Origin of the sequence: Lysinibacillus sp. FSL M8-0216 (genome assembly GCF_038595555.1) — a bacterium.
Classification (GTDB): domain Bacteria; phylum Bacillota; class Bacilli; order Bacillales_A; family Planococcaceae; genus Lysinibacillus; species Lysinibacillus fusiformis.
Genome location: NZ_CP152007.1, coordinates 4,476,622 through 4,500,440, shown reverse-complemented (window position 1 = coordinate 4,500,440; position 23,819 = coordinate 4,476,622). Strand labels below are relative to the sequence as shown.

The window sequence follows — 23,819 nt, the reverse complement described above, 5'->3', positions numbered from 1 at the left end:
ATAATGGATGTTTTATAAAATGATAAATTTAACTCCACCTTTTAAAAAAATCGAAAAATGAGTTTTTTCCCTTCTTATTTTCTTCAATCGGTGTGTTTACAGGATCAGGTTGCTTATTCTCTTTTTCAAGTGACGAATGAACCTCATAGACTTCTTCAGAATTATACACTTCAACATACTCTTCGGTTTCTAATGAAGGAGAATGATGTGTGTCAGCAGGTTCTGTTACTGATTCTGAAACAACTTGGTTTAGAGGCTCGTTAGCTATTGCCGAATTGTCTTGACTAACTGGCTCGCTAAGCATCCCCGAATGAACCTGTTCCAACGATTCTGTAGATACTTCAGAAATCTCATGATTGTTACGTTCATTTTTCGAATGCACAACCTCTATAGGATCATCTGTTTTTTCGGTTCCAGTACTCGATTCATGAACAATAGTTGATGGTAAATGATCTTTCTCGATGTCTTCTTCACTTAAAGTGAGCTGTACAGCAGATGGATCATAAACACTTACTGGAACTTCCTTTGCATCCGTGGCATTTTTAAAATGGAAGGTGGATTCAACTGTCGTGTTTCTGAATAAGCCATTGTATATATGGCTTGGATGCGTATTAATGGATTGAAAATACTGCTGATTAAAATGCCGCTCTTCAGGTTTAGTTGTCTGTCGATCATTATGAGGAGAGGAAGCGCCATTATTATTTACATTTTGTTGGTGGTTTGTGGCTTTTCCTGCCAAATTTTGTAATAGTCTATAAGATGGCTGTGCTGATGTTATCGTAGTTTTATCTGCTGTCTGTATCATTCTAGGTTGTCTAGGTATGTGAGTAGCGGAAGTTTGAGAAGGCATTTTATTGGAGGGAGGAATGGTTGTAGTATCATTTCCTTCAACAGTTACTAATTTGTTTAAAACAGCTAAAATTTCTTGATTCATTTCTTCCATGGTTTGATTCAGAGACTCAATCTGAATGGACAGAAGCCTTATTTGATCATCATACCCTTTTATATATGAATTTTGTTTAGTATCCAATGTCTCTGTAATCCCCTCTAAATGTGCCATCTGCGTTTTTAGTCCATCAAACTCCTGCTTCATATAAAGAAAATCTTCAATTGACGATCCCATTTTTAATGAAGATAACGATTCTCTATAGGTTTCAATTTTTTGCCTTAAATTTTCAATTTCTTGAGTGGTATACAATTTTGACTCTTCCATTGTAGTTCACCCCTTTTCCATTATTAGTTTATTAAAAATATTGACTTTCTGTTACAAATATACCGGTTCATTCAACATTTTAGTTCTTATTATAAAGAAAGCACTGTAAGTAAAAATGTTTGCCGTTGATTTTTATAAATATCCAATGTAACTATTTATTAGCCCATGCACTTATAGCTGAAAAACATATGCTACAAACGAAAGATAAAAAACTTATGGAGGTGTCAAAAGGATGCAAGAACATATGCCATCCCAGGCGCAGGAACTGATTTGTATAAATGTTGATAAGGTATATGATTGGATTGTAAAGGAAATGTCATTTGATATTTCACCAACTGGAGCAATTACATTCCCAGGCGTAACACCAGCTACTGACTTAACTGGTGCTATTGTTACATGTCGTGTAATTCCAGCAGCTACAAATCCAATTGTGATCCTAAACCGTGAGAATCGCCAATTCTCTATCGATGGATCAACTGTTTGTCTTCAACATTTAAATATTCAAAAGAATTTCATTCTTACGATCATAGTTACATTACCAAATGGAACAATGTTCACAAGCGCTGAAATTCCTGTTTCACGCTGTGAGCAAGTGACATTATGTGCACCTAAGGGTACAGATGTAGAAATTCTATATACAGATTTAGATTGCTTCGTATGTACGACTGGTACACTAACGCCTGCAGCAGGTGCGATTACGTTTTCTGCGTTAACAATTACTGTTGCTGTTTGCCAAAGCATTCAATCAACATTCCCAGTTACTGTGGAATTCTTAGCAACTTTCTGCGAACCAAGAGCAGATTTACCATTCACATGTCCAACTGCGGTTCGTCCACAACAATGCCCAGTTATTTTCCCAACTGTTGGTTAATAGTGCTAACAAATAGAGGAAAGTCATATCATGAAGAGAGGGTTATCCTCTCTTTTTTTTTATGAACCATAGTAAGGGGGCATTAAGTGATAACACGGATAGAAGACAAGATACAAGCGGTGAAAGAACAGACAAACACATATGTACAGGAAATTAAAAAGCTGGTAGAAGAGCTAGCAGTGCCAAATAAGGTTAATCTTATTAGTTATTTTACATCCTCGTTCAATATATCCTATGATTCTGAGCAAGAAAGTCTATGTTTAGGATCCTATCATATTCGTAATATTGGGCATACACCCGTCACCAATCCATATTTATGCATTAAATTACCGAAAGATTCTCCGTTTTATTTCTCAGGAAGGTATGTCCACGAAAATTTTACACCTACTTTAAAGACGCAGGGGCAAAGTAATTGGGAGCGTTTTAATGACAAATCGAGCAAAGAGGAATACTGGCTGAGACCAATAGAGAAGTCCACCATCGAACCAAATGAAACGATTTCATTTACCAATTTTCAAATTAAATGGTCCCATAATTTATCTTATTCTGGCACTATTATGGGTTTTACATATTGTGATCAGCTAACTGATGGTGTGCTTGTGTTAAACCCAATTAATCTCAATGGCATTAGTCCAACACAGGAGGAAAACAATGGGGGATCATGAAAAACAAGAACTTAATAGAGTAATCCAACAATTGCTGAAGGACCAGCTTAACCGCCGTAATGTACAAGATAATAGTTTTGCCTTTCTTGAAAAAAATACATTACAACAATTAATTGCTTATCTTGTCTCTGGGGAAAAAAGTGAAAAATTTGAACAACATGATCATCCAGAACTACAAAAAAAGTGGTTAAAACAACTGGATGAAATGTTAGAAGACAGTAAAGCACAGTTTGAAGAAGTCATTGAAATTCTAAAAAGTTTTTCAGGCTAGGAGGTGCAAGGATGGACAACGATATTGTCAAAAACAATGATCCTCTACAGCTCCAACAAATGATTATTTTTTTAAGGGCCGAATTAGCCAAATATAAAAATGAAGTGAAAAGGCTTAGGGATAGTGATTATTATGCATTAGTGCTACGTCTTGAACGGGAGAATATACAATTAACAAGGCTCAGAAAAGATCTTTCGATGGAACTATTAAAGTTGAAGAGAGATTTTGATAAGGAATTGGAAGCATATGATGAAGAGTTACAAAAGCGAGAGCTCCAAAGAAAAAAACAAATTGCTTCGATAGAGTCTTTATTAAAGGAACTAAGCGAGCAGCGAGCAGAAAATAAGTTATTAAAGGAAAACATTGATGTATCTATCGAAGAAACAAACTATAAGTCAATGATGGAGGCGTTAGATAAAAGATTAAATGACTTTACTATCGTTACAGGTGGACAAATGGAACGTATTTTAGAGACGATAGAACAATCATATAGAAACAAAGTAGAGACGGATAGCCTTTATGAACAATTAGTAAAAGAATTAGAAACGAAAAATCTAGAAATAGAAAAACTTACTAATGAGATAAAGGGCTATAAAAATCAATCTGATGATAGTAGAGTAAAAATGAATGAGTCTATAAATATAGACGAGCAGATTGATTTTCGATTACGAATGCTTGATGAACTCGATCAAAAATTGAACGAGCTCGCATTCGAAATAAATAGAGAATAGATGGTATACAAATACTGTTTCAAAAGAGAGTAAGCCTTCCTCTTTTGAAACAGTTATTTTTTAGGGCAAGGTTGCTTGGTCCAAAAAACATTCAAATTAATTAACTACTGCCTAAGTTACTTTGTTTCACGATGTAAAGTAACTCGTTTTAAGCGAGGGGAATACTTTTTAAGCTCCAATCTCTCTGGATTAGTACGTTTATTTTTCGTCGTGATATAGTTTTTATCACCAGTTTCCGTGCAGGCTAGTGTTATTTGTACGCGCATAAATATGCCTCCTTGTAAATAGTAATTATTACGATTTAAACAATATATTTTAGGGTGTAAATTGTCAAGTTTATTTTTTCATGTGATTAAAAGCTTTGCATTTTGAAAATATATATGTTTTAATTACAAATTGTAAATAGTAATGATTACGATTTAAGGAGTTGGAGAGAGAATAATGAAAATACCTGTAACTGTATTAAGTGGATATTTAGGTTCTGGTAAGACCACGATGATGAATCATGTATTGCAAAACGAAAAGGATTTACGTGTTGCTGTTATTGTGAATGATATGAGTGAAATTAATATTGATGCTGAGCTTATTGCAAATGGCAGCGGGATCTCACGAACAGAAGAGAAATTTGTGGAGTTATCCAATGGCTGTATTTGTTGTACATTGCGAGAAGATTTATTACAGGAGGTGGAACGTCTTGCGAAGCTTGGCAATATTGATTATATATTGATTGAATCGACAGGTATTAGTGAGCCGATTCCAGTTGCACAAACATTTAGCTATTTAGATGAAGAGCTGGGCATAGATTTAACGAGATTTTGTCAATTGGATACGATGGTAACAGTTGTAGATGCGCATCGCTTTTGGCATGATTTTCAATCGGGAGAGAGTTTATTAGAGCGTAAGGAAGCAATTGGTGAGTTAGATGGAAGGGATGTTGCAGACCTTCTTATTGATCAAATAGAATTTTGTGATGTCCTTGTATTAAATAAGTGTGACTTAGTTTCAATAGAAGAAGTAGAACGGTTAGAGCGTATACTACGCGCATTACAGCCCGAGGCAAAAATAATCCGAACGGTTAGTGGTGAAATTGATCCTGCTGAAATTTTAAATACAGGTCGTTTTGACTTCGAACGTGTCTCAGAATCAGCTGGCTGGTTAAAAGAATTAGAGCTTGGTCATGAAAACCATATGCCGGAGACGGAGGAGTACGGCATATCTTCATTTACCTATACAAGTAGAAAACCATTCCATCCAATGCGCTTTGTCGAGTGGTGTGACCAAATGCCACCATCAATTGTGCGAGCAAAGGGAATTGTTTGGAGTGCAAAGCATCAAGACGTAGCATTATTGCTATCACAGGCTGGTTCATCTGCAAAAATTGAACCTGTTTCTTATTGGGTAGCGGCACTACCAAAAGCTCAGCAGGAAGATGTCTTCCTACAAAGTCCGGAGGTGTTGGAAGATTGGGATAGCGAGTTTGGAGATCGCATGACCCAACTTGTTCTTATTGGTATAGACTTAGATAGAGAGCGTATTATCAAACAGTTGGACAGCTGTTTATTAACAGATGAAGAGTTTCGTAATCCTTGGGAACGACTACAAGATCCGTTTAACTGGGAATGGCATTCATAAAAAGAAAGAAGATTTCGGCTACGATTCCGAAATCTTCTTTTCAAACACACGATTATAATTAGTAGCATCTCGTAATGCCTTTTCTTCTATCGGAATTCGTACAGAAAGCATTGTAATATTTAATAGTGTAAAACAAAACGCCGTGAAATATGCCTGAAACATAAGAGGTAGAAGGAGAATTTCCAAACAAACGACAGCATAGTTAGGATGGCGCATAATTTCATAGGGACCTTTACGCACGACTTGTGCATGAGGTAGAATGAGAATTTTTGTATTCCAAAACGTTCCTAAAGAACGGATACACCATATACGCAATGCCTGAACGGCTACAAATAAAATAAAAAATAATGGGAATAAGGGCGATATACCATTGTGATTGGTTACTACTTCAACAATTAGAAACAAGAAGAAACTAATATGCATAGTGACCATATAAGGGTAGTGGGAGTTACCAACCTCATAGGCTCCCTGAGCAATCATCCATTTCTCATTTCGTTTAGCAATGACAACCTCTGTCAATCTTTGTAGAATGACAAGCGTTACAATTAGATAGAAGATCATGCTACTCCCTCCAGTTTAGTAATACAGCTTCTGCACAAAAACCAGGGCCAAGAGCGACGAGTAAACCTGTATCCTCCACTTGTCCTTCATGTAACATAAATTGTTCTAACACATATAACACGGTTGGCGATGACATATTACCATGCTGACGTAATATTTCCCGAGAAATGTCGGTTTTTTGAGAAGAAAGATAAAGCGTGTCCTCATAGGCTTTTAATACTTTTTTTCCTCCAGGATGTGCAATAAAATGAGTAAGCTGTTCACTGTAAATTCCTTGTTCCAGTAAAAATTGTTCAATATATGGTCCAAGCCAACTAGTAATAATAGCCGGAATGCTTTTTTGGAAAATGACATGAAGCCCATTATTTTTAACGTCCCATCCCATTACATTTTCTGAATCAGGCATCCATTTAGAGCCTGTCGCCAAAATAGATGGTGATGGTTTTTTTGTATCAATCATGATTTCATCGCCACATACGAGAATACAGGCGGCACCGTCAGCAAAAAGTGAAGCACCGATTAAATTACTTTTAGAAAAATCATTTGGCTGAAAAGTGAGGCTACATAGTTCAACACAAACAACAAGCACTTTTGCATTAGGGTGTGCTTTACAAAAATCATAGGCTCTGCTAACACCTGCTGCTCCTCCTGCACAGCCTAATCCCCATAGCGGAATACGTTTCAATTGATCGGAAAAAGGAAGCTTGTTCATCACACGAGCGTCAATGCTAGGTGTTGAGATCCCCGTACTGCTTACAAATATGATGGCATCGATTTCTTTAGGAGAAATGGGTGAATGTAAGAAGGCTTCATTTTGTAAGCATGCCTGAATGACGCTTACACTGTATTGTGTGGCTAGTTCAATATATAAACCATTACGCTCCTCAAAGGAGTGATTTGTACGATGCCACTCAGGTGGTACACAAAAATGACGTGTTTCAATTCCGCCATTATCGAAAACCTTTAAATAGCGCTCTAGTTTTGGGATTTTTTCATAGAAAAGCTCCTTTGTAAGCTCCTCTGCATTTGATTGCTGTAATGTGTAAGGTGGTTGATGTGTGCTAATAGAAATGATTTTAGGCAATTCAACATCTCCTCGCATTTATTGGTCTTGTACATTCTATGCGTGAAGGAAGGAGATACATGCTAATAATATTTTATTTGACAATTCCCTAAATTTTATATATATTGGAAACAACTAAATGGAAAGTAGGTGATGTGACATGATGAATAAATCTATTTTTAGCGAACTGCAATTCGGTTTGTTTCATTTCACACGCCTAAAATATACAAAGCGACGTCGTGCATAGCTCGAGGTATTTGTATATCCTTTAAACGTGCGTGTGAAACCTTGTAACTGCCGAATTGCGCAGATACAAGGTTTTTTTATCGTGGTTCAAATTTTCTGAATCAAGATATGCTTCTGGCGGAAGTCTGCACAGAAGCGTCATGGAAACGTACCTTTAGGAGGAAATTAATTTGAATTTAACAACATTAGGTTTTACAAAATATTTTGAAGAGCAAATGTTAGAAATGAAGAAACAGTCTAAGTTTAAAAATTGTGTGCCTGCGAGGGTTACTTTAGAGCATAAGCATTCCTATCGAGTGTTAGCTCAGGAAGGGGAATGGCTTGCGACCATCGCTGGCCATTATGCCTATACATCTTTAGCTCGTGAAGACTATCCCGCAGTGGGCGATTGGGTGCTAGTAGAGAAAATGCCTGGTGAGGAACGAGCAATTATTCATCAATTATTCCAACGAAAATCAGTCTTTTCTCGAAAAGTTGCTGGTCTGGAAATCCAGGAACAGATTGTTGCATCGAATGTGGATATTGTGTTACTTGTCATGAGCTTGAATGCTGATTTTAATATTCGCCGTTTGGAACGATATTTAGTAGCGGCCTGGGATTCAGGTGCAAAGCCCATTATTGTTCTAACAAAGGCGGATTTATGCGACGATGCATCAAGCTTAGTGAAGGAAGTTGATTCAGTAGCATTTGGAGTAGATGTTTTCGTAACGAGTGCCATTTCTGGAGAAGGCTTAACGGAAATTCAGGCCTTATTTACAGAAGGAGTTACTGGGGCATTACTGGGCTCCTCTGGTGCAGGGAAATCTACATTAACGAATGCTCTGTGTGGCGAAATGCTGATGAAGGTATCAGACATACGTGAAGACGATGCTAAAGGACGTCATACAACGACTCACAGAGAGTTAGTGATGTTACCTTCTGGCGGCTGTTTAATTGATACGCCGGGAATGCGTGAGCTACAATTATGGAATCAAGGTGATAGTTTATCATCTAGCTTTCAAGATGTTGAGGAATTAGCAAAAGCTTGCCGTTATCGTGATTGTACCCATCAAAAAGAGCCGTATTGTGCAGTACAGCAAGCTATTGCAGATGGTGAACTTGATCAAAATCGTTTACAAAGCTATTTTAAGCTACAAAGAGAATTGGCTTATATGGAACGCAAAACAAATGTGCAGGCAAAGCTCGAGGAGCAACGTAAATGGAAGCAAATTTCTAAAGGCGTTAAAAAGGGAAAAAAATAAAGAGGAGCACACAAACACATATGACCATACAAAGCATAAATCATCTACTATTTTCAGTGTCTGATCTAGAGCAATCTATTGCATTTTATGAAAATGTTTTCGATGCCAAGTTACTTGTAAAGGGAAATAGCACAGCCTATTTTGATGTAAATGGGCTGTGGCTTGCCCTCAATGTTGAAAAAGATATACCGCGCAATGACATTCAATATTCCTATACACATATCGCTTTCACGATCTCTGAGGATGAGTTCGATAAAATGTATGATAAATTGGTACAATTGAAGGTTCATATTTTAGATGGCCGACAAAGAGATGAAAGAGATAAAAAATCAATTTATTTTACCGATCCTGATGGACATAAGTTTGAATTCCATACGGGGACTTTGCAAGATCGTTTGGATTATTATAAGAAGGAAAAGTTACATATGGAGTTTTTTAATCATTAATCAAGGAGTGATTTTGTGACGAAAGCTTTTATTTTTGATATGGATGGCACTTTATTTCAAACAAATCTTATTTTAGAACCTGCGCTGGATGCCACATTTGATGTGTTGCGTACAAAGGGCTTATGGCAGGGAGAAACACCTATTGAAAAATACCGTGAAATTATGGGCGTTCCTTTACCGGTTGTATGGGAGACTTTATGTCCAATGCATTCAGTAGACATACGTGAGGAGAGCAATGTGCTATTTCATGTAGAGTTGACCGACCAAATCCGTAGTCGTAAAGGTGCGCTTTATCCACATGCTGAGCAAACCCTTGCTACATTGTCGAAAAGCTATCCGTTATACATAGCGAGTAATGGACAGGTTGACTATTTACAGGCAATTGTTGAAACCTATCAATTAGAGCAATTTATAAAGGGGACTTACAGCATTCAATCCATTGCAAGCGGACATAAATCAGATTTAGTTAAAAAAGTAATGCAAGACAATGGGATTCAGGACGGGGCGGTAGTTGGAGATCGTTCATCCGATATTCAAGCTGCCCACGATAATGAGCTACTCTCAATAGGTGTTCGTTTTGACTTTGCTCAGGATCATGAATTGCAACAGGCACATATTGTAATAGATGATTTAACGGAGTTATTAAACATAGAAATAGGCTAATCATGATAAACACATTAACATATGAGTGAGCGTTTTGAAAAAATGGAAGCGACCTTAACGACAATTATTGCATTTCATCGCAATAAAGCGTAGAATAGTGCCAATCCTATAGATAATGCATTGAAAAGGAAAAGTAAATAGGAACAGCATTTTGTAGAGAGCCTCTGTTGGTGGAAATGAGGTAAATGAATCCTTTTGAAAATGACCTTTGAGCTTCGTACCGAAAGCTTTTTAGCAAGTAGATTACGACGAGATGGGCACTCGTTACAACGGCGGCAGTATCTCATATTTAAAAAAAGACGTACTGAATGAGGCAAATAGTGTGAGCTATTTGTAAATATAGGTGGTAACACGGGTAGACTCGTCCTAATCAGATTTGATTAGGGCGATTTTTTTTACCATTTTTTTATGTGAGGGGAGCAATTTAGAATGACTATTGTTATTGGAGGCGCTTGGCCGTATGCAAATGGCTCTTTGCATTTAGGACATGTAGCCGCACTATTACCAGGTGATATTTTGGCTAGATATTACCGTCAAAAAGGTGAGCAAGTATTATACGTATCGGGTAGTGACTGTAATGGTACACCAATTTCTATACGTGCAGCACAGGAAAACACAACAACCGAGGCGATTGCTAATCATTATCATGAAGAATTTACAAAATGTTTTAATGAGCTAGGATTTACTTATGATTTATACACAAGAACAGACGCAGAGCACCATCATGAATCCGTTAAAGGCTTATTTTTACAGCTACTTGCCAACAATTTTTTATATAAAAAGAAAATTGAACAGGCTTACTGTGAGGCAGATCAGCAATTTTTGCCGGATCGATTTGTAGAGGGCATATGCCCAAATTGTGGTGCAAAGGCGAGAGGAGACCAATGTGATAACTGCTCGGAAATTTTAGACCCATTGGATTTAATCGATAAGAGCTGTAAAATATGTGGGAATGAGCCAGTCATTCGAGAGACAGAACATTTTTATTTTACCTTTAGTCAATTTCAAGGGAGATTAGAGACCTTTTTATCCGAGGCAAAGGCAGAAAAACGTTGGAGGGACAATGCTTTAAGATTGACAGAGCGCTACTTAGCAGAGGGCGTTCCTGACCGAGCAGTAACGAGAGATTTGCCAAATGGAATAGATGTTCCAGTTCCTGGCTTTGAGGGTAAAAAAATATATGTGTGGATTGAAGCAGTTGCAGGTTATTTAACGGCTAGCCTAGAATGGGCAAAGCAACATCATATGGCGATTGAAGATTTATGGAATGAAGAAACCATTTCATACTATGTCCATGGAAAGGATAATATCCCATTCCACACAGTTATTTGGCCAGCTATTTTAATGGGACTAGGTGCGAAAGCTTTGCCGACACATATCGTATCTAATGAATATTTAACATTAGAAAAACGCAAATTATCGACGAGTCAAAACTGGGCTGTATGGGTTCCGTATATTTTAAGTCGTTATGATGCTGACTCTATTCGCTATTTTTTAACGACTAATGCACCAGAAAATCGAGATACTGATTTTTCATGGCGAGAATTTATTTACAGCCATAATGGTGAATTACTTGGTGCCTATGGTAATTTTGTGAACCGAACATTGAAATTTATAGAGAAATCCTTTGCTAATCAAGTACCTCAGGCTGAAGTGGATAGTACTATTCGCAAACAAACTATTCAGCTATTTAATGAAGTGGGTATTCTTATTGAGGGTGGCCATTTCAAGCAAGCATTAGAGTCCATTTTTGAGTATATTCGTGGCGCTAATCGTTACTTCGATGAACAGCAGCCATGGTTACAAGTAAAAGAACATGTGGAGGCGGGCAATTGCACACTTGCAACCTGCGTCTATATCATTGCCAATCTCGGACAATTACTACATCCATTCCTACCGTTTTCAGCAGAGAAAGTAAGAAATATGCTAGGTATAGATGAAATGATGTGGCATGAACAAGTAGAGTTACCTAAAACCATTCAAGGCGTAACACCTTTGTTTGAACGACTGGATATCGAACTAATAGAAGAAGAATATCAAAAGTTAGTAAGAGATAGTCGCTAGCATTGAAAAAGCAGTATGGCTAATGGACCATACTGCTTCTTTTGTTTTAATTCATGACAGGTGTCAATTTGGCAACCACAATGCTATTGATGGCATTAATATAGGCTAGAGCACTTGCTTTTAGTATGTCAGTATCTGCAGCTTTAGCCATATACTTTTCACCTTCATGCTCAATCGTGATTTTTACTTTTCCTAGCGCCTCTTTGCCACGCGAAACACTATTGATATTATATTCCACTAGTTTTACATCCATGCTTGTAATTTCGGCAATGGCAGAATAGAGAGCATCAATTGGGCCTGAGCCAACTGCGCTAGCCTTCAATACTTCATTACCTTTCCGCACTTTAACGCTCGCAGAAGGGAAGCTTGTATTGCTGACGACTTGTAGATCTTCGATATCAAAGAATTGATCACTATAATGTGTGGCATTCTTGTGAGAAGCATCATGTTTCTCATAATAGCTTTCAACGATCACGTATAAATCATGATCGTATACTTCTTTTTTGGCATCCGCTAGCTTTAAGAAGCCTTCGAAGATTCCCTCGAATTCATCTGTAGAAAGATTCGAAAACCCTAATTTTTCAAGAGCATTTTTCACGGCATGTCGGCCAGAACGTGCTGTCAGTACTAGCTCCATATCATCAAGACCTACGTCTTCTGGATGCACAATTTCATAGGCATCACGGGATTTTAGTAATCCGTCCTGATGGATACCCGATGAATGGGCAAAAGCATTATCTCCAGTAATAGCCTTATTAACTTGAACATCTAAGCCCATAAAACTAGATACAAGTCGTGATGTATTCATAATTTCTTTTGTGTTAATACGTGTATCAGCATTGTAGATAGTGCTACGCGTTTTTAGCGCCATAACGACTTCTTCTAATGCCGCATTTCCTGCGCGTTCACCGATACCATTAATTGTACATTCTACTTTATCGGCACCATTTTTTATCGCGGCAAGCGTATTAGCTGTTGCCATTCCAAGGTCATTGTGGCAATGAACACTAAGAAGAACGCTATCATCTAAGTTTTTCATACGGTTGTTTAATTTAAAGATCATCTCACCGAACTCTTCTGGTTCTGCAAAACCGACTGTATCAGGAACGTTAATCATAGTTGCACCAGCTCGCATAACAGCTTCAATCGTTTTCCAAAGATACTCAAAGTCTGAACGAGACGCATCCTCAGTAGAATATTGAACCTGTGGCAATAGAGTTTTCGCATACTTTACAGCATCTACACCAATTTGCAGAATTTGATCTTTGGATTTACTGAATTTTTTCTCCACATGTATATCGGATGTCCCAAGAACCATGTGAATCATTGGATTTTCAGCGTATTTCACAGCATTATAGACGGCATCAATATCTGCCTTTACTGCACGTGCTAATGCTGTAATCATAATATCGCTAGTGGTACCGACCTTCTCAGCTACAGCTTTGACAGCATCAAAATCCCCCTGTGATGAAGCGGGGAATCCGGCTTCGATAATATCCACACCTAATTTTTTCAGTTGCTGTGCTATTTCTACTTTTTCATATAAATTTAGCTTGGCTCCTGGCACCTGTTCACCATCACGTAATGTTGTATCAAATACCCAAATTTTTCTTCCCATTTTTTAACACTCCTCTTGTAGTTATCTGTATTTAAAATCTACACGTAGGCCAATGATTCATTAAAAAATAAAAAAACCCATCTCTATTTAAAAATAGAGACGAGTTTATGCTCGCGGTACCACTCTAATTGACCTTCTCTGTACAGAAAAAGTCCCCTTATCGACAGCTATCACTGTCTATCCTGTTAACGGAGGAAACCGACATCCCTTACTAGACTATTCAGGGAGTAGCTCATGGACGAGTTCAAAATGTGTGTCTACCGATTTTCACCAACCATCGGCTCTCTACAAGTACATCACCATTTTTACTATTTCCAATCTTGGCCTGCAATGTGTTGTTGAAAGCAATATTACGTGGATATTAATAGCCTGTCAATAATTTTCTAAATTTTTTTTTAATTCTGTCTAAAGTATTGTTTGTTCTGTTAAATATTTGATAGTTGTGAAATAAATAAACGTCCACTAAAAATAGTCATTTCTGTGAGATAATAAAAATTGTGAATGAACGTAGGAGAGGTAGGAAGAACTATGAAATTTGTCTTTGATTTAGACGGTACAATTTGCTTTAAAGGGAAGCCTTTGAGTGGGGGTATTATCAATGCGTTAGAGGCATGTAGACAAAGTGGGCATGAAGTTATTTTTGCTTCTGCTAGACCAATACGTGATCTATTACCTGTATTGCCTGAGAAGATGCGAGAATTTCCGATGGTAGGTGGAAATGGAGCATTCGTCGCCTGTAATGGAGTAACGAAGGAGGTTGCAGCATTTGAGACGGAGATAGTAGGGGCGCTTCGACAGATCATTACAGCATTTCAATTACCCTACCTAGTAGATAGTCAGTGGGATTATGCGTATACAGGCAGTGAAGCGCATCCCATTTATCAAAATCTAGATCCTCTAAAAATAGCTAAAAAAGTAGCGTTGCAAGATCTTCATGATATTGTAAAAGTTGTTTTATTTCCGGGGGAGAATAGAGATGCAGTGTTATTTGAGCTACAACAGCTTGCTGTTACTCTTTATGAACATGCATCAGAAAATATTATAGATATAAGCCCTAATGGTATTGATAAGTGGAATGGCCTAACTAAATTAGGTGTCATCGAGGGGGAGTATATTGCTTTTGGAAATGATGCAAACGATGTCTCGATGTTCTTGAAGGCAAAGGAAAGTGTTTGTGTAGGGAATCATCAGGTTGGTGATTGGGCTACGTTGCAAGTACCTAGTGAGGAAGCAGCCATTATAGAAATGCTCAGTCATTTAAGCGATAAATATAAGTGAGTAAAGGCCTATACATATATAGAAAAAACTGCTCGTTTCCTAGAGGGAATCCGAGCAGTTTTCATTTATTCTAATTTAAAGCGAGAGACTTCTGTTTGAAGCTCCTCTGCCATATTTGAAAGTGTTGCTGCTGAAGCAGCGACTTCTTCGATAGTTGCTAACTGTTCCTCAGAGGCAGAAGCGACATTTTGTAAATTACTAGAAGACATTTGCGCGATTGTTGCTATTTCATCGAAGGAAGCATAAATTTGTTCTGCACTGGATGACATTTCTTCCGAAACTGTTGTAGCTTCTTGGATTTGCATGGACACTTGTTCAATAAGCTCCATAATTTTAGAGAAGCCTTCTTCAGCTACCTGTACCACTTGCATCCCAATTTGTACTTCTTGTGTACCAGTATCCATCACCGTCACAGCACGGTTTGTATCTTGTTGAATTTCTGCAATCAACGTAGCAATTTGCTCTGCAGATTTTTTGGATTGCTCTGCTAACTTTTTCACCTCGTCTGCCACGACAGCAAAGCCCCGCCCATGATCGCCTGCACGAGCTGCCTCGATAGCGGCATTGAGCGCTAGTAAATTTGTCTGCTCTGCAATATCTGTAATAATGCCAATAATGTTACCAATTTCTATAGAATGCCCGTCTAAATTTTTCACAACGCTTGCTGATTCTAATACAGCAGTGTTAATGGTAGTCATTTGTGAAATCACTCGATGTAATGATTCATTGCCTTTTTGAGCCTCTGAATTCGTTTCCAATGCCAGTTCAGAAACCGCCGCCGTAGTAGATGCTAATTGCTGTATGCCCTTTGTCATATTCTTCATCGCTTCGGAGCTTTCTGTAGCATTTTTACCTTGAGCTTCAGAGCCACTAGCCACTTCTTGAATCGAAGAAGTGATCTGCTCAGTCGCTTGAATGGTTTGGTCAGCACTTGCTGTTAACTCAGCGGCAGAGCCACTAACTTGTACAGTGTTATGGCGTACATTTGTAATTAAATCTTTCAAATTAACGGCCATTTGATTGAATGCTTGGGCTAAATCACCCACTTCATCACGATTTTTGATACGAATCTGTTCAGCCGTTAAGTCACCCTCAGCTATTTTTTTAGCAGCTTTAGCCATGCCGTTAATTGGACGAGACATTAGACTACCAACAACCATTGCAATTATCAGACTTATGACAACAGCAAAGACTCCAAGAATTAACATTTGGAACTTAATAGCTTGAATTTGTTTCGATGTAGCAGCAATTTTTCCTTCAATATACTCATTTTGATAATCGGAAAGGTTTTCAACGCGTTCATCAAATTGTTTAATAATTAGACGCCCCTGTGTACTATCAAGCTTTTCATACTTTTCCGTTTCACCTGAAGCCTTTAACTCAAACATGCGGTCCGCAAACTGTTGAACATTTTGCTCGCTTTTATTAATAGCTTCTAGAAATTTAATGGATTTTTCGGTCGTCAAAGATGACATTAGCTCTTCAGATTTTTGTTTAAATTCTGTTCGAGAGTCTTGATTGCTTTGAAGATTCTGTTTATCTCCAAGCAGTAAATAGCCACGCAAACTAACAATCTCTTGTTTGGCAATAACGCGTAATTCCTGAATAGCGATAGATTTAGTTGTTTGCTCCTCCAATAATGTACGATAAGTTTTGTTCACTGAATCAAGCTGCTTTATATTTAAGCCGATAGTAGCAACTAGAACTAAAATAACTATAAAAAAACCGAGTAATAATTTCTTGTAGATAGTAAATCGCATAGATGAAATTTCCTTTCTCAGTATTTAGTAGAAATGTTACAAATTAATGAAATATGTATATATATCATTTATATCAGAAAATATGAATTTTACAAAGTATTATGAGTATTTTTACTGTAATAATTAGTTTAAAGGTGACAGAAACTCGTGATAGAAGTAATAAAAAAAAGACATTTACCGCTAAAATATGCTAGAAATAAAGCGAAAGTTAATTCTTTGTACTGAATATTAAGCCAATATTCATAAATTTTGAAACTTATAGAGTAGGCAAAACGTAAATTACGTATGAAGATGAACTGAGGTGGTGCGAAGTGTATAGACCTATTTTAAAAATCCCTAAAACAAGGTCTGAAAAGGTCTGGGATTATATTGGAGTTATCATATTCCTATTATCTATCTTTTATATTGCAGTAATGTGGGGGAAATTGCCTGAAGAAATTCCTGTTCATTTTAATGGTAAGGGAGAGATTGATCGGTGGGGTTCAAAAATTGAGCTCATTATTCTTCCGTTTATAGGTGTGTTTCTATGGATAATCATGAGTCTTTTAGAGAAAGTCCCACATATGTATAACTTTCCAGCTCGTTTGAATGAACAAAATGTAGAAGCATTTTATTTAAATAGCAGAAAAATGTTAAACGAAGTAAAAAACTTCTGTCTTATTTTATTCGCAGTTATATCATTCCAAATGATTCGCATTGCTCTTGGAGAGACTACTTCCATAGGATGGTGGTTCTTGCCAATTGTCGTAATTGGAATCTTTATACCGATTATTAAAGGCATAATAGTTACTCGCAAAATAAAATAAAGCCGAACCGTAAACGCTTGAGATATTTTCGAGCGTTTATTTTTTGTTCCCAAGCTCTCATTTATTCAGTATACTATCAAAACTAAGCTCCAAATGTATGAGCTGTTTTTTAGTAGCTAAAAATGAGTGGGAGAAGAGGTGTTTAAATGATGCAAAAGAAATTTAAACTAAAGGATGATGTATCCATTGCCATCCATAATCAGCCGCTTGATTCGATATTAGATGGAGTGTTTCATTCTGGAGAGGCACCTTATGACCGTATTATTTCTTTTGCCTTTTCCATAGATGCCATGGTAACTTATTTACAAAAAGTGTTAAAAGATAATAGTTTAGTGGAGCTGGGCTATTTATTTTTTGTTTATCCTAAAAAGGGTAATAAAAAATATGAACAGTTTATTCACCGAGATGAGATTTTTCCGGCGATCCATGTGGACGAGGAAAAGTATATGGATGGTAGTGATTTAAAATTTTCTAGCCTGATGTCATTAGATGAAACATTTTCAATCTTAAGTATTAAGAGAGATGGTAAAGGAAGAGGCAAGAAAATAACAGCCATTAGTCAATGTGTGAGTGACTATGAGAGTATGATCCCTCCATTGCGGGACTTACTTTCCTAAAATCAGGATGACTTAGCCTTTTATGATGGACTCACTCCGGGATATCAAAGGGATTGGGCACGTTATATTTATAGTGCAAAAAAGTTAGAAACACAAGAAGCTCGCTTACAGGAGATGCGTCAAATTATTCCACTAGGCTATAAAGCAAAGGAATTGTATCACAAGGCACAAATAAATGAGTGAAGTAGGGAAAATAACGACGAAGTGAGGCAAGGTATGAAGAGCATATATATGGAGCAAGTAGAGGAAAAATGGCGTGATGCCTTTAGTAAGCTTGTAGATGTTTTAGAAGCCAATTTGCCAGAGGGTTTTGAACAAACTATGCAATATGACATGGTTAGCTATGTTGTGCCATTAGAAACGTATCCAAGTGGCTATCATGTGACGCCAAATACGCCATTACCTTTTATTAGTCTTGCAGCTCAAAAACGTCATATTGCGCTCTACCACATGGGTATATATGCAGACCAAGCATTACTTTCTTGGTTTCAGGAGGAATATGCGAGGCGAGTACCAACAAAATTAAATATGGGGAAAAGTTGTATTCGTTTTACAAGCACGAAGCATATTCCCTTTGATTTAATTAGTGAGCTTGTTGCAAAAATGACACCAGCAGAGTGGATTTCACATTATGAGGGAGCGAAAAATAGATGAAAAGCGCGACAACTTTTTTAATGTTTCAAGGACAAGCGCATGAAGCGATTGAACAATATCAGCAATGGTTTACAGATTTAGAAGTTATACAGATAGAATATATGGAAAATTCTCAGCAGGTAGCGATGGCCACCCTACAATTAAAGGGGTTAAAATTAATGGTGAATGATAGTGTTATTCAACATAACTTTTCGTTTACGCCATCAACGTCTATCTTTCTAGAGTGTGAATCTGAGGAAGAAATAAAGAATTTAGTAAATCAAATAGAGGAAAGTGGGCAGGCGTTAATGCCACTTGATCATTATGGGTTTTCAAAGAAATTTGCGTGGATTCAGGATCGCTTTGGCGTCTCCTGGCAACTAACGTATAGTTGAGAATAGAATACGACAATAGAATGTTAGTAAAAGGGGAATTAGAAGATGACGGTAACTTTAGTGAAACATGATATCAAATATGCCGAGGCCATGCATGAGTTGTCTTCTATGCCACAGGTTCGAGATGCACTAGGGCTACCTGTTGGTAAAGTAGAAGATACTATTCATTTTATCAAACGTGAATGCATCGATGAAGAAGAAGGGAAGACCGTTCCTCGTGTTGTTTTAAATGAGGAGGGACAGTTAATCGGTGTGACCGCATTGATGTTTATAGACCAACATAAAAACAGTTGTCATATCGGTTCGTGGCTCGGGCATCCATTTTGGGGGAAAGGTTATAATCTTGAGGCTAAAACAGCTATTTTAGATATCGCCTTTTTTGAGCTTGGACTAAAGCGAGTTTTTGCGGGAGCTAGGAAGGTGAATATCCGTTCACAAAAGGCACAGGAAAAGCTGAGCTTTATTCGATTAGGGGTGGAAGGAGATTATCCAGAAGAACATTCATGGTTAGAAGCGAAAGAGAAACAACCATGTGTTTTAAATGTTTTTGAACGTGAGGATTTTGTACAATTTCGAACAGCTCTAAAAAAAGTAAATGGGAGTAGAGAGTCCTTTTTACCACAGCTTTTACTTGCTGATGAGAGTGAAGAGGCTATCCGAAAATACCTAGATGAGGGTACCTTATTTGAAGTGAAGTGTGGAGAACAGCTTGCGGGAGTGGCATTATTAACCCCTCAATCTCAAACAACCATTGAGTTGAAAAATATTGCGATTGTGCCAAAATTCCAAGGGAAAGGGCTAGGTAAAGAGGTATTGCGACAGCTTACGGCATTTTGTGAGAAGGAAGGCTATCAAACGCTTTTAATTGGAACAGCAAATTCAAGTATTGATAATATAGCTTTTTATCAAAAGGCAGGTTTTCGCATGGAGACCATTGAAAAGGATTTCTTTCTCGACTATCCAGAGCCAATATATGAAAACGGCATTCGTGCATTAGATATGATCTTCTTTACTAAGCAATTGTAGATGTTTTTCATAAAAGAAATACCCGTCCAACAAACGTTGAGCGGGTATTTTTATTTACCTAGCAAGAGGGCCATTAATTTTTCCTTTGAATGTAAGAAGTCATCTAATGTGTAGAGATCTAGTACTGTTAGGTAGGCCTGTAAAGCTTCATATAGGACACCTTTTAGCTGACATTCCGGAGCTATTTTACATAAATTATTCTCTTTATCGAAACATTCTACTAAATGAAAATCCTCTTCTGTATGACGAACAATTTCACCAATGGTGATAGTTTTTGGATCGATGGCTAAGCGAATACCGCCACCTCTTCCGCGAATTGTTTCTATATAGCCTAACAATCCAAGTTGGTGCGTCACTTTCATTAAATGGTTTTTCGATATATTATAAGCATCTGAAATCTCTTGAATAGTTGATAATTGGCCATCTTCTTTTGCACCTAAGTAAATAAGTGTACGAAGAGAATAGTCTGTGTATAAAGTTAAGCGCATAAGAACACCCTACTTTCTATAATTCAAAGTAATTATAGCATTTTTACAATGAAGTATAATATTTTGAAACCACTTTTAAAGATGTATTTAAAATACATTAATTATGTCCATTTTGTTAAAGATGTATTTTACATATTGCTTTAAGAAAATGAAAGCGTTATATTGTAATCACGAAAGGATGGTAAGCGATATGTTAAAACAAGAAACTATTCAAATTATTAAGGCAACAGTCCCTGTATTAGAAGTTCATGGTGTAGAGATTACAAAAACGTTTTACAAAAATATGTTTCAAGCTCATCCAGAATTATTAAATATTTTTAACCACACTAACCAAGAAAAAGGTCGTCAGCAAACAGCCTTAGCAAACACAGTTTATGCTGCGGCAGTTCATATTGAAAATTTAGAAGCTATTTTACCAGCAGTCATGCTTATTGCGCACAAACACCGTAGTTTAGGTATTTTACCTGAGCATTATCCAATTGTTGGTGAAAACTTATTAAAAGCGATTAAGGAAGTACTTGGCGACGCGGCGACTGACGATATTATTAATGCATGGGCTGAGGCATATGGCGTTATTGCAGATATTTTCATTCAAGTAGAAGAAGAGTTATACCAAAAAGCTGAAAATAATGGTGGATGGCGTCTATTTAGACCATTAAAAGTGGCGAAAAAAGTGGTAGAAAGCGACTTAGTTACATCTGTTTATTTTGTTAATGAAGATGGCTCATCATTACCATCTTACGAGCCAGGACAATATATTAGTATCCGCGTGAAAGTTCCTGGTGAAGAGTATTTAATGAATCGTCAATACACACTTTCACAAGCAAGCGCAGAAGATGGTTACCGCATTTCAGTGAAACGTGAAAGTGATCATACGCCAAACGGTAAAGTGTCAAACTTTATTCATGATGACTTACAAGTTGGAGATTTAGTAGATGTAAGTGTGCCAGCAGGATTATTCGTTTTAGAAGAAACAACTGCTCCTATTACATTTGTGAGTGGTGGTATAGGTGTAACACCGTTAAACAGTATGCTACAATCTCTAAAAGAAGATTCAACGAATAAAGTTAACTTTATTCAGTGCGCACGCAATGAAAAAGTTGTAGCGTTTAGCGATGATATTCAAGGAAAAGTAAATGCGTTACCTAATGCATCGTATACGGCTCTATATTCTGATGAAGACAAGCAAATTACAAAAGAATTATTAGCAGAAAGAGTAGCTGATAACGCTGATGTTTATGTATGTGGACCTGTAGGCTTTATGGAAGCAGTTATTAAAAATTTACAAGAAATTGGCGTGAAAGACGAGAAAATTCATTATGAATTCTTCGGACCAGCCATGCAATTAGCTAAATAAAATCGTAGAAATCCCTGTTATGAGTTACAGCTCATAGCAGGGTTTTTTTGTATAAGTCAATACAGATAAAGACTTTCAAGAAAAAGAGTTGAAGCTTTCATGTTGACAATATACCTATCGGGGTATAATATGAATCACGTAAGCAAGTTGAATCTATCGTTTTGAAAGGGGGCTGGAACAGAATGGCTTATGACTCTAAAACAGCTAATCGAGTGAAGCGGATGGAAGGTCAATTACGCGGGATTTTACGCATGATGGAGGAAGGTCAAAACTGTAAGGATGTGATTACACAGCTATCTGCCGTGCGTTCAGCAGTTGATCGGACGATAGGAGTTATTGTTAGTGAAAATTTATTAGATTGTGTCACTACTGCTGAAGGTAATGCGGAAAAAATGAATTCAGCCATCCGAGAAGCAATGGATTTAGTAGTGAAAAGCAGATAGTCTTTATATACCCTTTATCGTATAAAAAGGAGCGGTGATAACTTGGAAACGTGGATCATTATTGCGATTATCGCAGCATTTTTCATTTGGCGAATGAAACCAACAAAGGGCGTTCAATCGATTTCTACTGCCCAATTAAAAAATATGCTGAATGATAAGGATAAGATATTTATCGATGTACGCACGCCAGCCGAATTTAAAGGGCGCCATATCTCGCAGTTTAAAAATATGCCTCTCGGGTCAAGCTTTGACAAACTACCGAAGGATAAAGAAGTGGTAGTGATTTGCCAAAGTGGTATGCGTAGTAGTCAGGCATGTAAGCAATTGAAAAAGCAAGGCTTTGAGCGTATTACAAATGTTCGTGGTGGAATGAGTGCCTATTAGGAGGAAAGAAAATGAAGGAAATTACAGCAAAAGAAGTAGAACAAGCAATCATGCAGGGCGAAACGCCGAATTTGATTGATGTAAGGGAGGTAGATGAAGTAGCGACTGGTCATATTCCGGGTATTATTCATATTCCACTTGGTTTATTAGAGTTCCGCGTACAGAATCTGAATAAGGATGAACCATATATTATCGTTTGCCGATCAGGTGCTCGTAGTGGCCGTGCTACCGAGATATTAGAAGGTAAAGGCTTTAATGTTTCGAATATGGTTGGTGGAATGTTGTCATGGGAGGGCGAAGTACAATAGTAGCTTATAGCTATATTTTTTTGCTAAAAATAATACCCTTATAGGTATATGGAGGTTGTAATGAGGATGAAGGCAGATTTTCAGCTAGATGCCAAGGGTCTTTCTTGCCCGTTGCCCATAGTGAAAACGAAAAAAGCAATGGCCGACCTGGAAGATGGTCAAATTTTAGAAGTGTCTGCGACAGATAAAGGATCAAAAGCTGATATTGCAGCATGGGCAGAAACGGTAGGACACCAATATATTGGCACTTTAGATAATGAAGGAGTGCTCAAGCATTACATTCGCAAATGTACAAACGATCAAATAGAAGAAATTTCGTTTGACCCAACGATTGATCTAGAGCAAATTAACAATCGTCATGGATTAATTCTTGATGTACGTGAGGAAGCGGAGTTTGCCTTTGGGCATATTGAGGGCGCTAAATCTATCCCGATGGGGGAATTGGAAGCACGACTCTTGGAGCTCGACAAAGAGCAAGAGATTTATGTTATTTGTCGTACTGGAAAGCGTAGTGATATGGCTGCGCAGAAGCTAGCTTCACATGGTTTTATAAAGGTCTTTAATGTTTTACCAGGAATGACATCTTGGAAAGGTACATTAACAAAAAACATTTAATAGGAGGAATTTTTTATGTCAAACAAGGTAGCAATTATTGCAAGTAACGGTGGTTTATTTGATGCATATAAGGTGTTTAATATCGCAACAGCAGCTGCAGCTTCTGAGAAGGAGGTAGCAATCTTCTTCACATTTGAAGGATTGAATCTCATTCATAAGCAAGGGATGCATGCATTACCAATGCCTGCAGGGGCAGAGCATTATGCAGAAGGGTTTGCGAAAGCGAATGTTCCTGCTATTCCTCAACTAGTGGACATATCCCAAGAATTAGGTGTTAAATTTATTGCTTGTCAAATGACGATGGATGTAATGGGTTTATCGACAGATGATTTTATTGATGGTATTGAAGTGGGTGGAGCTGTTACTTTCCTTGAATTTGCAAAAGATGCAGCACCATCACTAACTTTCTAAAGAGTTTTTGTGC

The 23,819-nt window shown here is 37.4% G+C and carries 28 protein-coding genes and 2 other annotated features; of the genes, 21 read left to right on the top strand and 7 right to left on the bottom strand.

Annotated elements, in window-relative coordinates; genetic code table 11:
- Positions 1–28: 28 nt before the first annotated feature.
- Positions 29–1,213: a hypothetical protein gene (locus tag MKX57_RS22340; protein ID WP_342550621.1), complete on the bottom strand. Its 1,185-nt coding sequence runs from the start codon at positions 1,211–1,213 to the stop codon at positions 29–31.
- Positions 1,214–1,445: 232 nt separating this feature from the next.
- Between MKX57_RS22340 and MKX57_RS22335 the strand changes: the two genes are divergently transcribed.
- The 4 genes from MKX57_RS22335 (at position 1,446) to MKX57_RS22320 (ending at position 3,751) form a co-directional block, all read left to right on the top strand.
- Complete coding sequence (locus tag MKX57_RS22335; protein WP_089985823.1) at positions 1,446–2,084, top strand: hypothetical protein; 639 nt, start codon at positions 1,446–1,448, stop codon at positions 2,082–2,084.
- Between the two features lie 86 nt (positions 2,085–2,170).
- On the top strand, positions 2,171–2,749 hold the full coding sequence (locus MKX57_RS22330; protein ID WP_342550620.1) for a hypothetical protein: 579 nt from the start codon (positions 2,171–2,173) through the stop codon (positions 2,747–2,749).
- Positions 2,736–3,020 (top strand): hypothetical protein, encoded by a 285-nt coding sequence (locus MKX57_RS22325; RefSeq protein WP_342550619.1) that lies wholly within the window; start codon positions 2,736–2,738, stop codon positions 3,018–3,020. Before MKX57_RS22330 ends, MKX57_RS22325 begins: the two co-directional genes overlap by 14 nt.
- Positions 3,021–3,031: 11 nt before the next feature.
- A complete protein-coding gene (locus MKX57_RS22320; protein ID WP_342550618.1) occupies positions 3,032–3,751 on the top strand; it encodes a hypothetical protein in 720 nt (239 codons plus the stop codon).
- Between the two features lie 116 nt (positions 3,752–3,867).
- On the opposite strand, the gene rpmG is transcribed toward MKX57_RS22320, so the two are convergent.
- On the bottom strand, positions 3,868–4,017 hold the full coding sequence (gene rpmG, locus MKX57_RS22315; protein ID WP_008175287.1) for a 50S ribosomal protein L33: 150 nt from the start codon (positions 4,015–4,017) through the stop codon (positions 3,868–3,870).
- Between the two features lie 172 nt (positions 4,018–4,189).
- Here rpmG and MKX57_RS22310 point away from each other — a divergent pair, with 172 nt between their 5' ends.
- On the top strand, positions 4,190–5,383 hold the full coding sequence (locus MKX57_RS22310; RefSeq protein ID WP_170844099.1) for a GTP-binding protein: 1,194 nt from the start codon (positions 4,190–4,192) through the stop codon (positions 5,381–5,383).
- Between the two features lie 18 nt (positions 5,384–5,401).
- Here the strand turns inward: MKX57_RS22310 and MKX57_RS22305 are convergent, their stop codons facing one another.
- The gene (locus MKX57_RS22305) at positions 5,402–5,944 is read right to left on the bottom strand and encodes an isoprenylcysteine carboxyl methyltransferase family protein (protein ID WP_089985818.1); all 543 of its coding nucleotides are present in this window, start codon (positions 5,942–5,944) and stop codon (positions 5,402–5,404) included.
- Between the two features lies 1 nt (position 5,945).
- On the bottom strand, positions 5,946–7,028 hold the full coding sequence (locus MKX57_RS22300) for a 3-oxoacyl-[acyl-carrier-protein] synthase III C-terminal domain-containing protein (RefSeq protein WP_043989928.1): 1,083 nt from the start codon (positions 7,026–7,028) through the stop codon (positions 5,946–5,948).
- Positions 7,029–7,423: 395 nt separating this feature from the next.
- Between MKX57_RS22300 and rsgA the strand changes: the two genes are divergently transcribed.
- The 4 genes from rsgA to metG all read left to right on the top strand — a co-directional run bounded on the left by rsgA (position 7,424) and on the right by metG (position 11,667).
- Entirely contained in the window at positions 7,424–8,494 is a 1,071-nt protein-coding gene (rsgA, locus tag MKX57_RS22295) for a ribosome small subunit-dependent GTPase A (protein ID WP_008175282.1), read from the top strand.
- A gap of 20 nt (positions 8,495–8,514) precedes the next feature.
- Positions 8,515–8,940, top strand: coding sequence for a FosM family fosfomycin resistance protein (gene fosM / locus MKX57_RS22290; protein WP_089985816.1), 426 nt, complete (start codon positions 8,515–8,517; stop codon positions 8,938–8,940).
- A gap of 15 nt (positions 8,941–8,955) precedes the next feature.
- Entirely contained in the window at positions 8,956–9,603 is a 648-nt protein-coding gene (locus MKX57_RS22285) for an HAD hydrolase-like protein (RefSeq protein WP_090002065.1), read from the top strand.
- Positions 9,604–9,714: 111 nt separating this feature from the next.
- Positions 9,715–9,975 (top strand) — a binding site (T-box leader).
- 57 nt (positions 9,976–10,032) lie between these two features.
- Complete coding sequence (gene metG / locus MKX57_RS22280; RefSeq protein ID WP_342550617.1) at positions 10,033–11,667, top strand: methionine--tRNA ligase; 1,635 nt, start codon at positions 10,033–10,035, stop codon at positions 11,665–11,667.
- 46 nt (positions 11,668–11,713) lie between these two features.
- On the opposite strand, the gene MKX57_RS22275 is transcribed toward metG, so the two are convergent.
- On the bottom strand, positions 11,714–13,285 hold the full coding sequence (locus MKX57_RS22275) for a 2-isopropylmalate synthase (RefSeq protein ID WP_089985813.1): 1,572 nt from the start codon (positions 13,283–13,285) through the stop codon (positions 11,714–11,716).
- A gap of 92 nt (positions 13,286–13,377) precedes the next feature.
- Positions 13,378–13,616, bottom strand: a binding site (T-box leader).
- A gap of 197 nt (positions 13,617–13,813) precedes the next feature.
- Here MKX57_RS22275 and MKX57_RS22270 point away from each other — a divergent pair.
- Positions 13,814–14,563: an HAD-IIB family hydrolase gene (locus MKX57_RS22270; protein ID WP_164908746.1), complete on the top strand. Its 750-nt coding sequence runs from the start codon at positions 13,814–13,816 to the stop codon at positions 14,561–14,563.
- A gap of 65 nt (positions 14,564–14,628) precedes the next feature.
- Here the strand turns inward: MKX57_RS22270 and MKX57_RS22265 are convergent, their stop codons facing one another.
- Positions 14,629–16,323, bottom strand: a complete 1,695-nt coding sequence (locus MKX57_RS22265) for a methyl-accepting chemotaxis protein (protein WP_089985811.1) — start codon at positions 16,321–16,323, stop codon at positions 14,629–14,631.
- A 311-nt stretch (positions 16,324–16,634) separates the two neighbouring features.
- On the opposite strand from MKX57_RS22265, the gene MKX57_RS22260 reads away from it, so the two are divergent.
- The 5 genes from MKX57_RS22260 (at position 16,635) to MKX57_RS22240 (ending at position 19,800) form a co-directional block, all read left to right on the top strand.
- Positions 16,635–17,129 carry a DUF1648 domain-containing protein gene (locus tag MKX57_RS22260; RefSeq protein ID WP_008175259.1) on the top strand — a complete coding sequence of 165 codons (495 nt, stop codon included), beginning with the start codon at positions 16,635–16,637 and terminating at the stop codon, positions 17,127–17,129.
- Between the two features lie 146 nt (positions 17,130–17,275).
- Positions 17,276–17,746, top strand: a complete 471-nt coding sequence (locus MKX57_RS22255; RefSeq protein WP_090002062.1) for a hypothetical protein — start codon at positions 17,276–17,278, stop codon at positions 17,744–17,746.
- Between the two features lie 216 nt (positions 17,747–17,962).
- Positions 17,963–18,400 (top strand): DUF1801 domain-containing protein, encoded by a 438-nt coding sequence (locus MKX57_RS22250; protein WP_164908745.1) that lies wholly within the window; start codon positions 17,963–17,965, stop codon positions 18,398–18,400.
- Positions 18,397–18,774: a VOC family protein gene (locus MKX57_RS22245; protein ID WP_008175253.1), complete on the top strand. Its 378-nt coding sequence runs from the start codon at positions 18,397–18,399 to the stop codon at positions 18,772–18,774. The genes MKX57_RS22250 and MKX57_RS22245 overlap by 4 nt, the downstream gene beginning before the upstream one ends.
- Before the next feature lie 45 nt (positions 18,775–18,819).
- Complete coding sequence (locus tag MKX57_RS22240) at positions 18,820–19,800, top strand: GNAT family N-acetyltransferase (protein WP_342550616.1); 981 nt, start codon at positions 18,820–18,822, stop codon at positions 19,798–19,800.
- Between the two features lie 50 nt (positions 19,801–19,850).
- On the opposite strand, the gene MKX57_RS22235 is transcribed toward MKX57_RS22240, so the two are convergent.
- Positions 19,851–20,288 carry an Rrf2 family transcriptional regulator gene (locus MKX57_RS22235; RefSeq protein ID WP_342550615.1) on the bottom strand — a complete coding sequence of 146 codons (438 nt, stop codon included), beginning with the start codon at positions 20,286–20,288 and terminating at the stop codon, positions 19,851–19,853.
- Between the two features lie 190 nt (positions 20,289–20,478).
- On the opposite strand from MKX57_RS22235, the gene hmpA reads away from it, so the two are divergent.
- The 6 genes from hmpA to MKX57_RS22205 all read left to right on the top strand — a co-directional run bounded on the left by hmpA (position 20,479) and on the right by MKX57_RS22205 (position 23,806).
- Positions 20,479–21,645, top strand: a complete 1,167-nt coding sequence (hmpA, locus tag MKX57_RS22230; RefSeq protein ID WP_089985807.1) for an NO-inducible flavohemoprotein — start codon at positions 20,479–20,481, stop codon at positions 21,643–21,645.
- A 182-nt stretch (positions 21,646–21,827) separates the two neighbouring features.
- Complete coding sequence (locus MKX57_RS22225) at positions 21,828–22,088, top strand: metal-sensitive transcriptional regulator (protein WP_008175248.1); 261 nt, start codon at positions 21,828–21,830, stop codon at positions 22,086–22,088.
- 42 nt (positions 22,089–22,130) lie between these two features.
- The gene (locus tag MKX57_RS22220; protein WP_008175247.1) at positions 22,131–22,472 is read left to right on the top strand and encodes a rhodanese-like domain-containing protein; all 342 of its coding nucleotides are present in this window, start codon (positions 22,131–22,133) and stop codon (positions 22,470–22,472) included.
- 11 nt (positions 22,473–22,483) lie between these two features.
- Entirely contained in the window at positions 22,484–22,780 is a 297-nt protein-coding gene (locus MKX57_RS22215; protein WP_342550614.1) for a rhodanese-like domain-containing protein, read from the top strand.
- Positions 22,781–22,846: 66 nt separating this feature from the next.
- The gene (locus MKX57_RS22210) at positions 22,847–23,395 is read left to right on the top strand and encodes a sulfurtransferase TusA family protein (RefSeq protein WP_083796477.1); all 549 of its coding nucleotides are present in this window, start codon (positions 22,847–22,849) and stop codon (positions 23,393–23,395) included.
- A gap of 15 nt (positions 23,396–23,410) precedes the next feature.
- Positions 23,411–23,806, top strand: a complete 396-nt coding sequence (locus MKX57_RS22205) for a DsrE/DsrF/DrsH-like family protein (RefSeq protein ID WP_008175244.1) — start codon at positions 23,411–23,413, stop codon at positions 23,804–23,806.
- Positions 23,807–23,819 lie beyond the last annotated feature (13 nt).

What these genes read in the sequence shown, in the direction of transcription:
- MKX57_RS22205 (WP_008175244.1), top strand. Translation starts at nt 23,411, where the DNA reads ATGTCAAACAAGGTAGCAATTATTGCAAGTAACGGTGGTTTATTTGAT.
- MKX57_RS22340 (WP_342550621.1), bottom strand. Translation starts at nt 1,213, where the DNA reads ATGGAAGAGTCAAAATTGTATACCACTCAAGAAATTGAAAATTTAAGG.
- MKX57_RS22255 (WP_090002062.1), top strand. Translation starts at nt 17,276, where the DNA reads ATGATGCAAAAGAAATTTAAACTAAAGGATGATGTATCCATTGCCATC.
- MKX57_RS22235 (WP_342550615.1), bottom strand. Translation starts at nt 20,288, where the DNA reads ATGCGCTTAACTTTATACACAGACTATTCTCTTCGTACACTTATTTAC.
- MKX57_RS22250 (WP_164908745.1), top strand. Translation starts at nt 17,963, where the DNA reads ATGAAGAGCATATATATGGAGCAAGTAGAGGAAAAATGGCGTGATGCC.
- MKX57_RS22215 (WP_342550614.1), top strand. Translation starts at nt 22,484, where the DNA reads ATGAAGGAAATTACAGCAAAAGAAGTAGAACAAGCAATCATGCAGGGC.
- MKX57_RS22245 (WP_008175253.1), top strand. Translation starts at nt 18,397, where the DNA reads ATGAAAAGCGCGACAACTTTTTTAATGTTTCAAGGACAAGCGCATGAA.
- MKX57_RS22210 (WP_083796477.1), top strand. Translation starts at nt 22,847, where the DNA reads ATGAAGGCAGATTTTCAGCTAGATGCCAAGGGTCTTTCTTGCCCGTTG.
- MKX57_RS22320 (WP_342550618.1), top strand. Translation starts at nt 3,032, where the DNA reads ATGGACAACGATATTGTCAAAAACAATGATCCTCTACAGCTCCAACAA.
- metG (WP_342550617.1), top strand. Translation starts at nt 10,033, where the DNA reads ATGACTATTGTTATTGGAGGCGCTTGGCCGTATGCAAATGGCTCTTTG.
- MKX57_RS22270 (WP_164908746.1), top strand. Translation starts at nt 13,814, where the DNA reads ATGAAATTTGTCTTTGATTTAGACGGTACAATTTGCTTTAAAGGGAAG.
- MKX57_RS22325 (WP_342550619.1), top strand. Translation starts at nt 2,736, where the DNA reads ATGGGGGATCATGAAAAACAAGAACTTAATAGAGTAATCCAACAATTG.
- MKX57_RS22335 (WP_089985823.1), top strand. Translation starts at nt 1,446, where the DNA reads ATGCAAGAACATATGCCATCCCAGGCGCAGGAACTGATTTGTATAAAT.
- MKX57_RS22240 (WP_342550616.1), top strand. Translation starts at nt 18,820, where the DNA reads ATGACGGTAACTTTAGTGAAACATGATATCAAATATGCCGAGGCCATG.
- fosM (WP_089985816.1), top strand. Translation starts at nt 8,515, where the DNA reads ATGACCATACAAAGCATAAATCATCTACTATTTTCAGTGTCTGATCTA.
- MKX57_RS22275 (WP_089985813.1), bottom strand. Translation starts at nt 13,285, where the DNA reads ATGGGAAGAAAAATTTGGGTATTTGATACAACATTACGTGATGGTGAA.
- MKX57_RS22225 (WP_008175248.1), top strand. Translation starts at nt 21,828, where the DNA reads ATGGCTTATGACTCTAAAACAGCTAATCGAGTGAAGCGGATGGAAGGT.
- MKX57_RS22305 (WP_089985818.1), bottom strand. Translation starts at nt 5,944, where the DNA reads ATGATCTTCTATCTAATTGTAACGCTTGTCATTCTACAAAGATTGACA.
- MKX57_RS22265 (WP_089985811.1), bottom strand. Translation starts at nt 16,323, where the DNA reads ATGCGATTTACTATCTACAAGAAATTATTACTCGGTTTTTTTATAGTT.
- rpmG (WP_008175287.1), bottom strand. Translation starts at nt 4,017, where the DNA reads ATGCGCGTACAAATAACACTAGCCTGCACGGAAACTGGTGATAAAAAC.
- hmpA (WP_089985807.1), top strand. Translation starts at nt 20,479, where the DNA reads ATGTTAAAACAAGAAACTATTCAAATTATTAAGGCAACAGTCCCTGTA.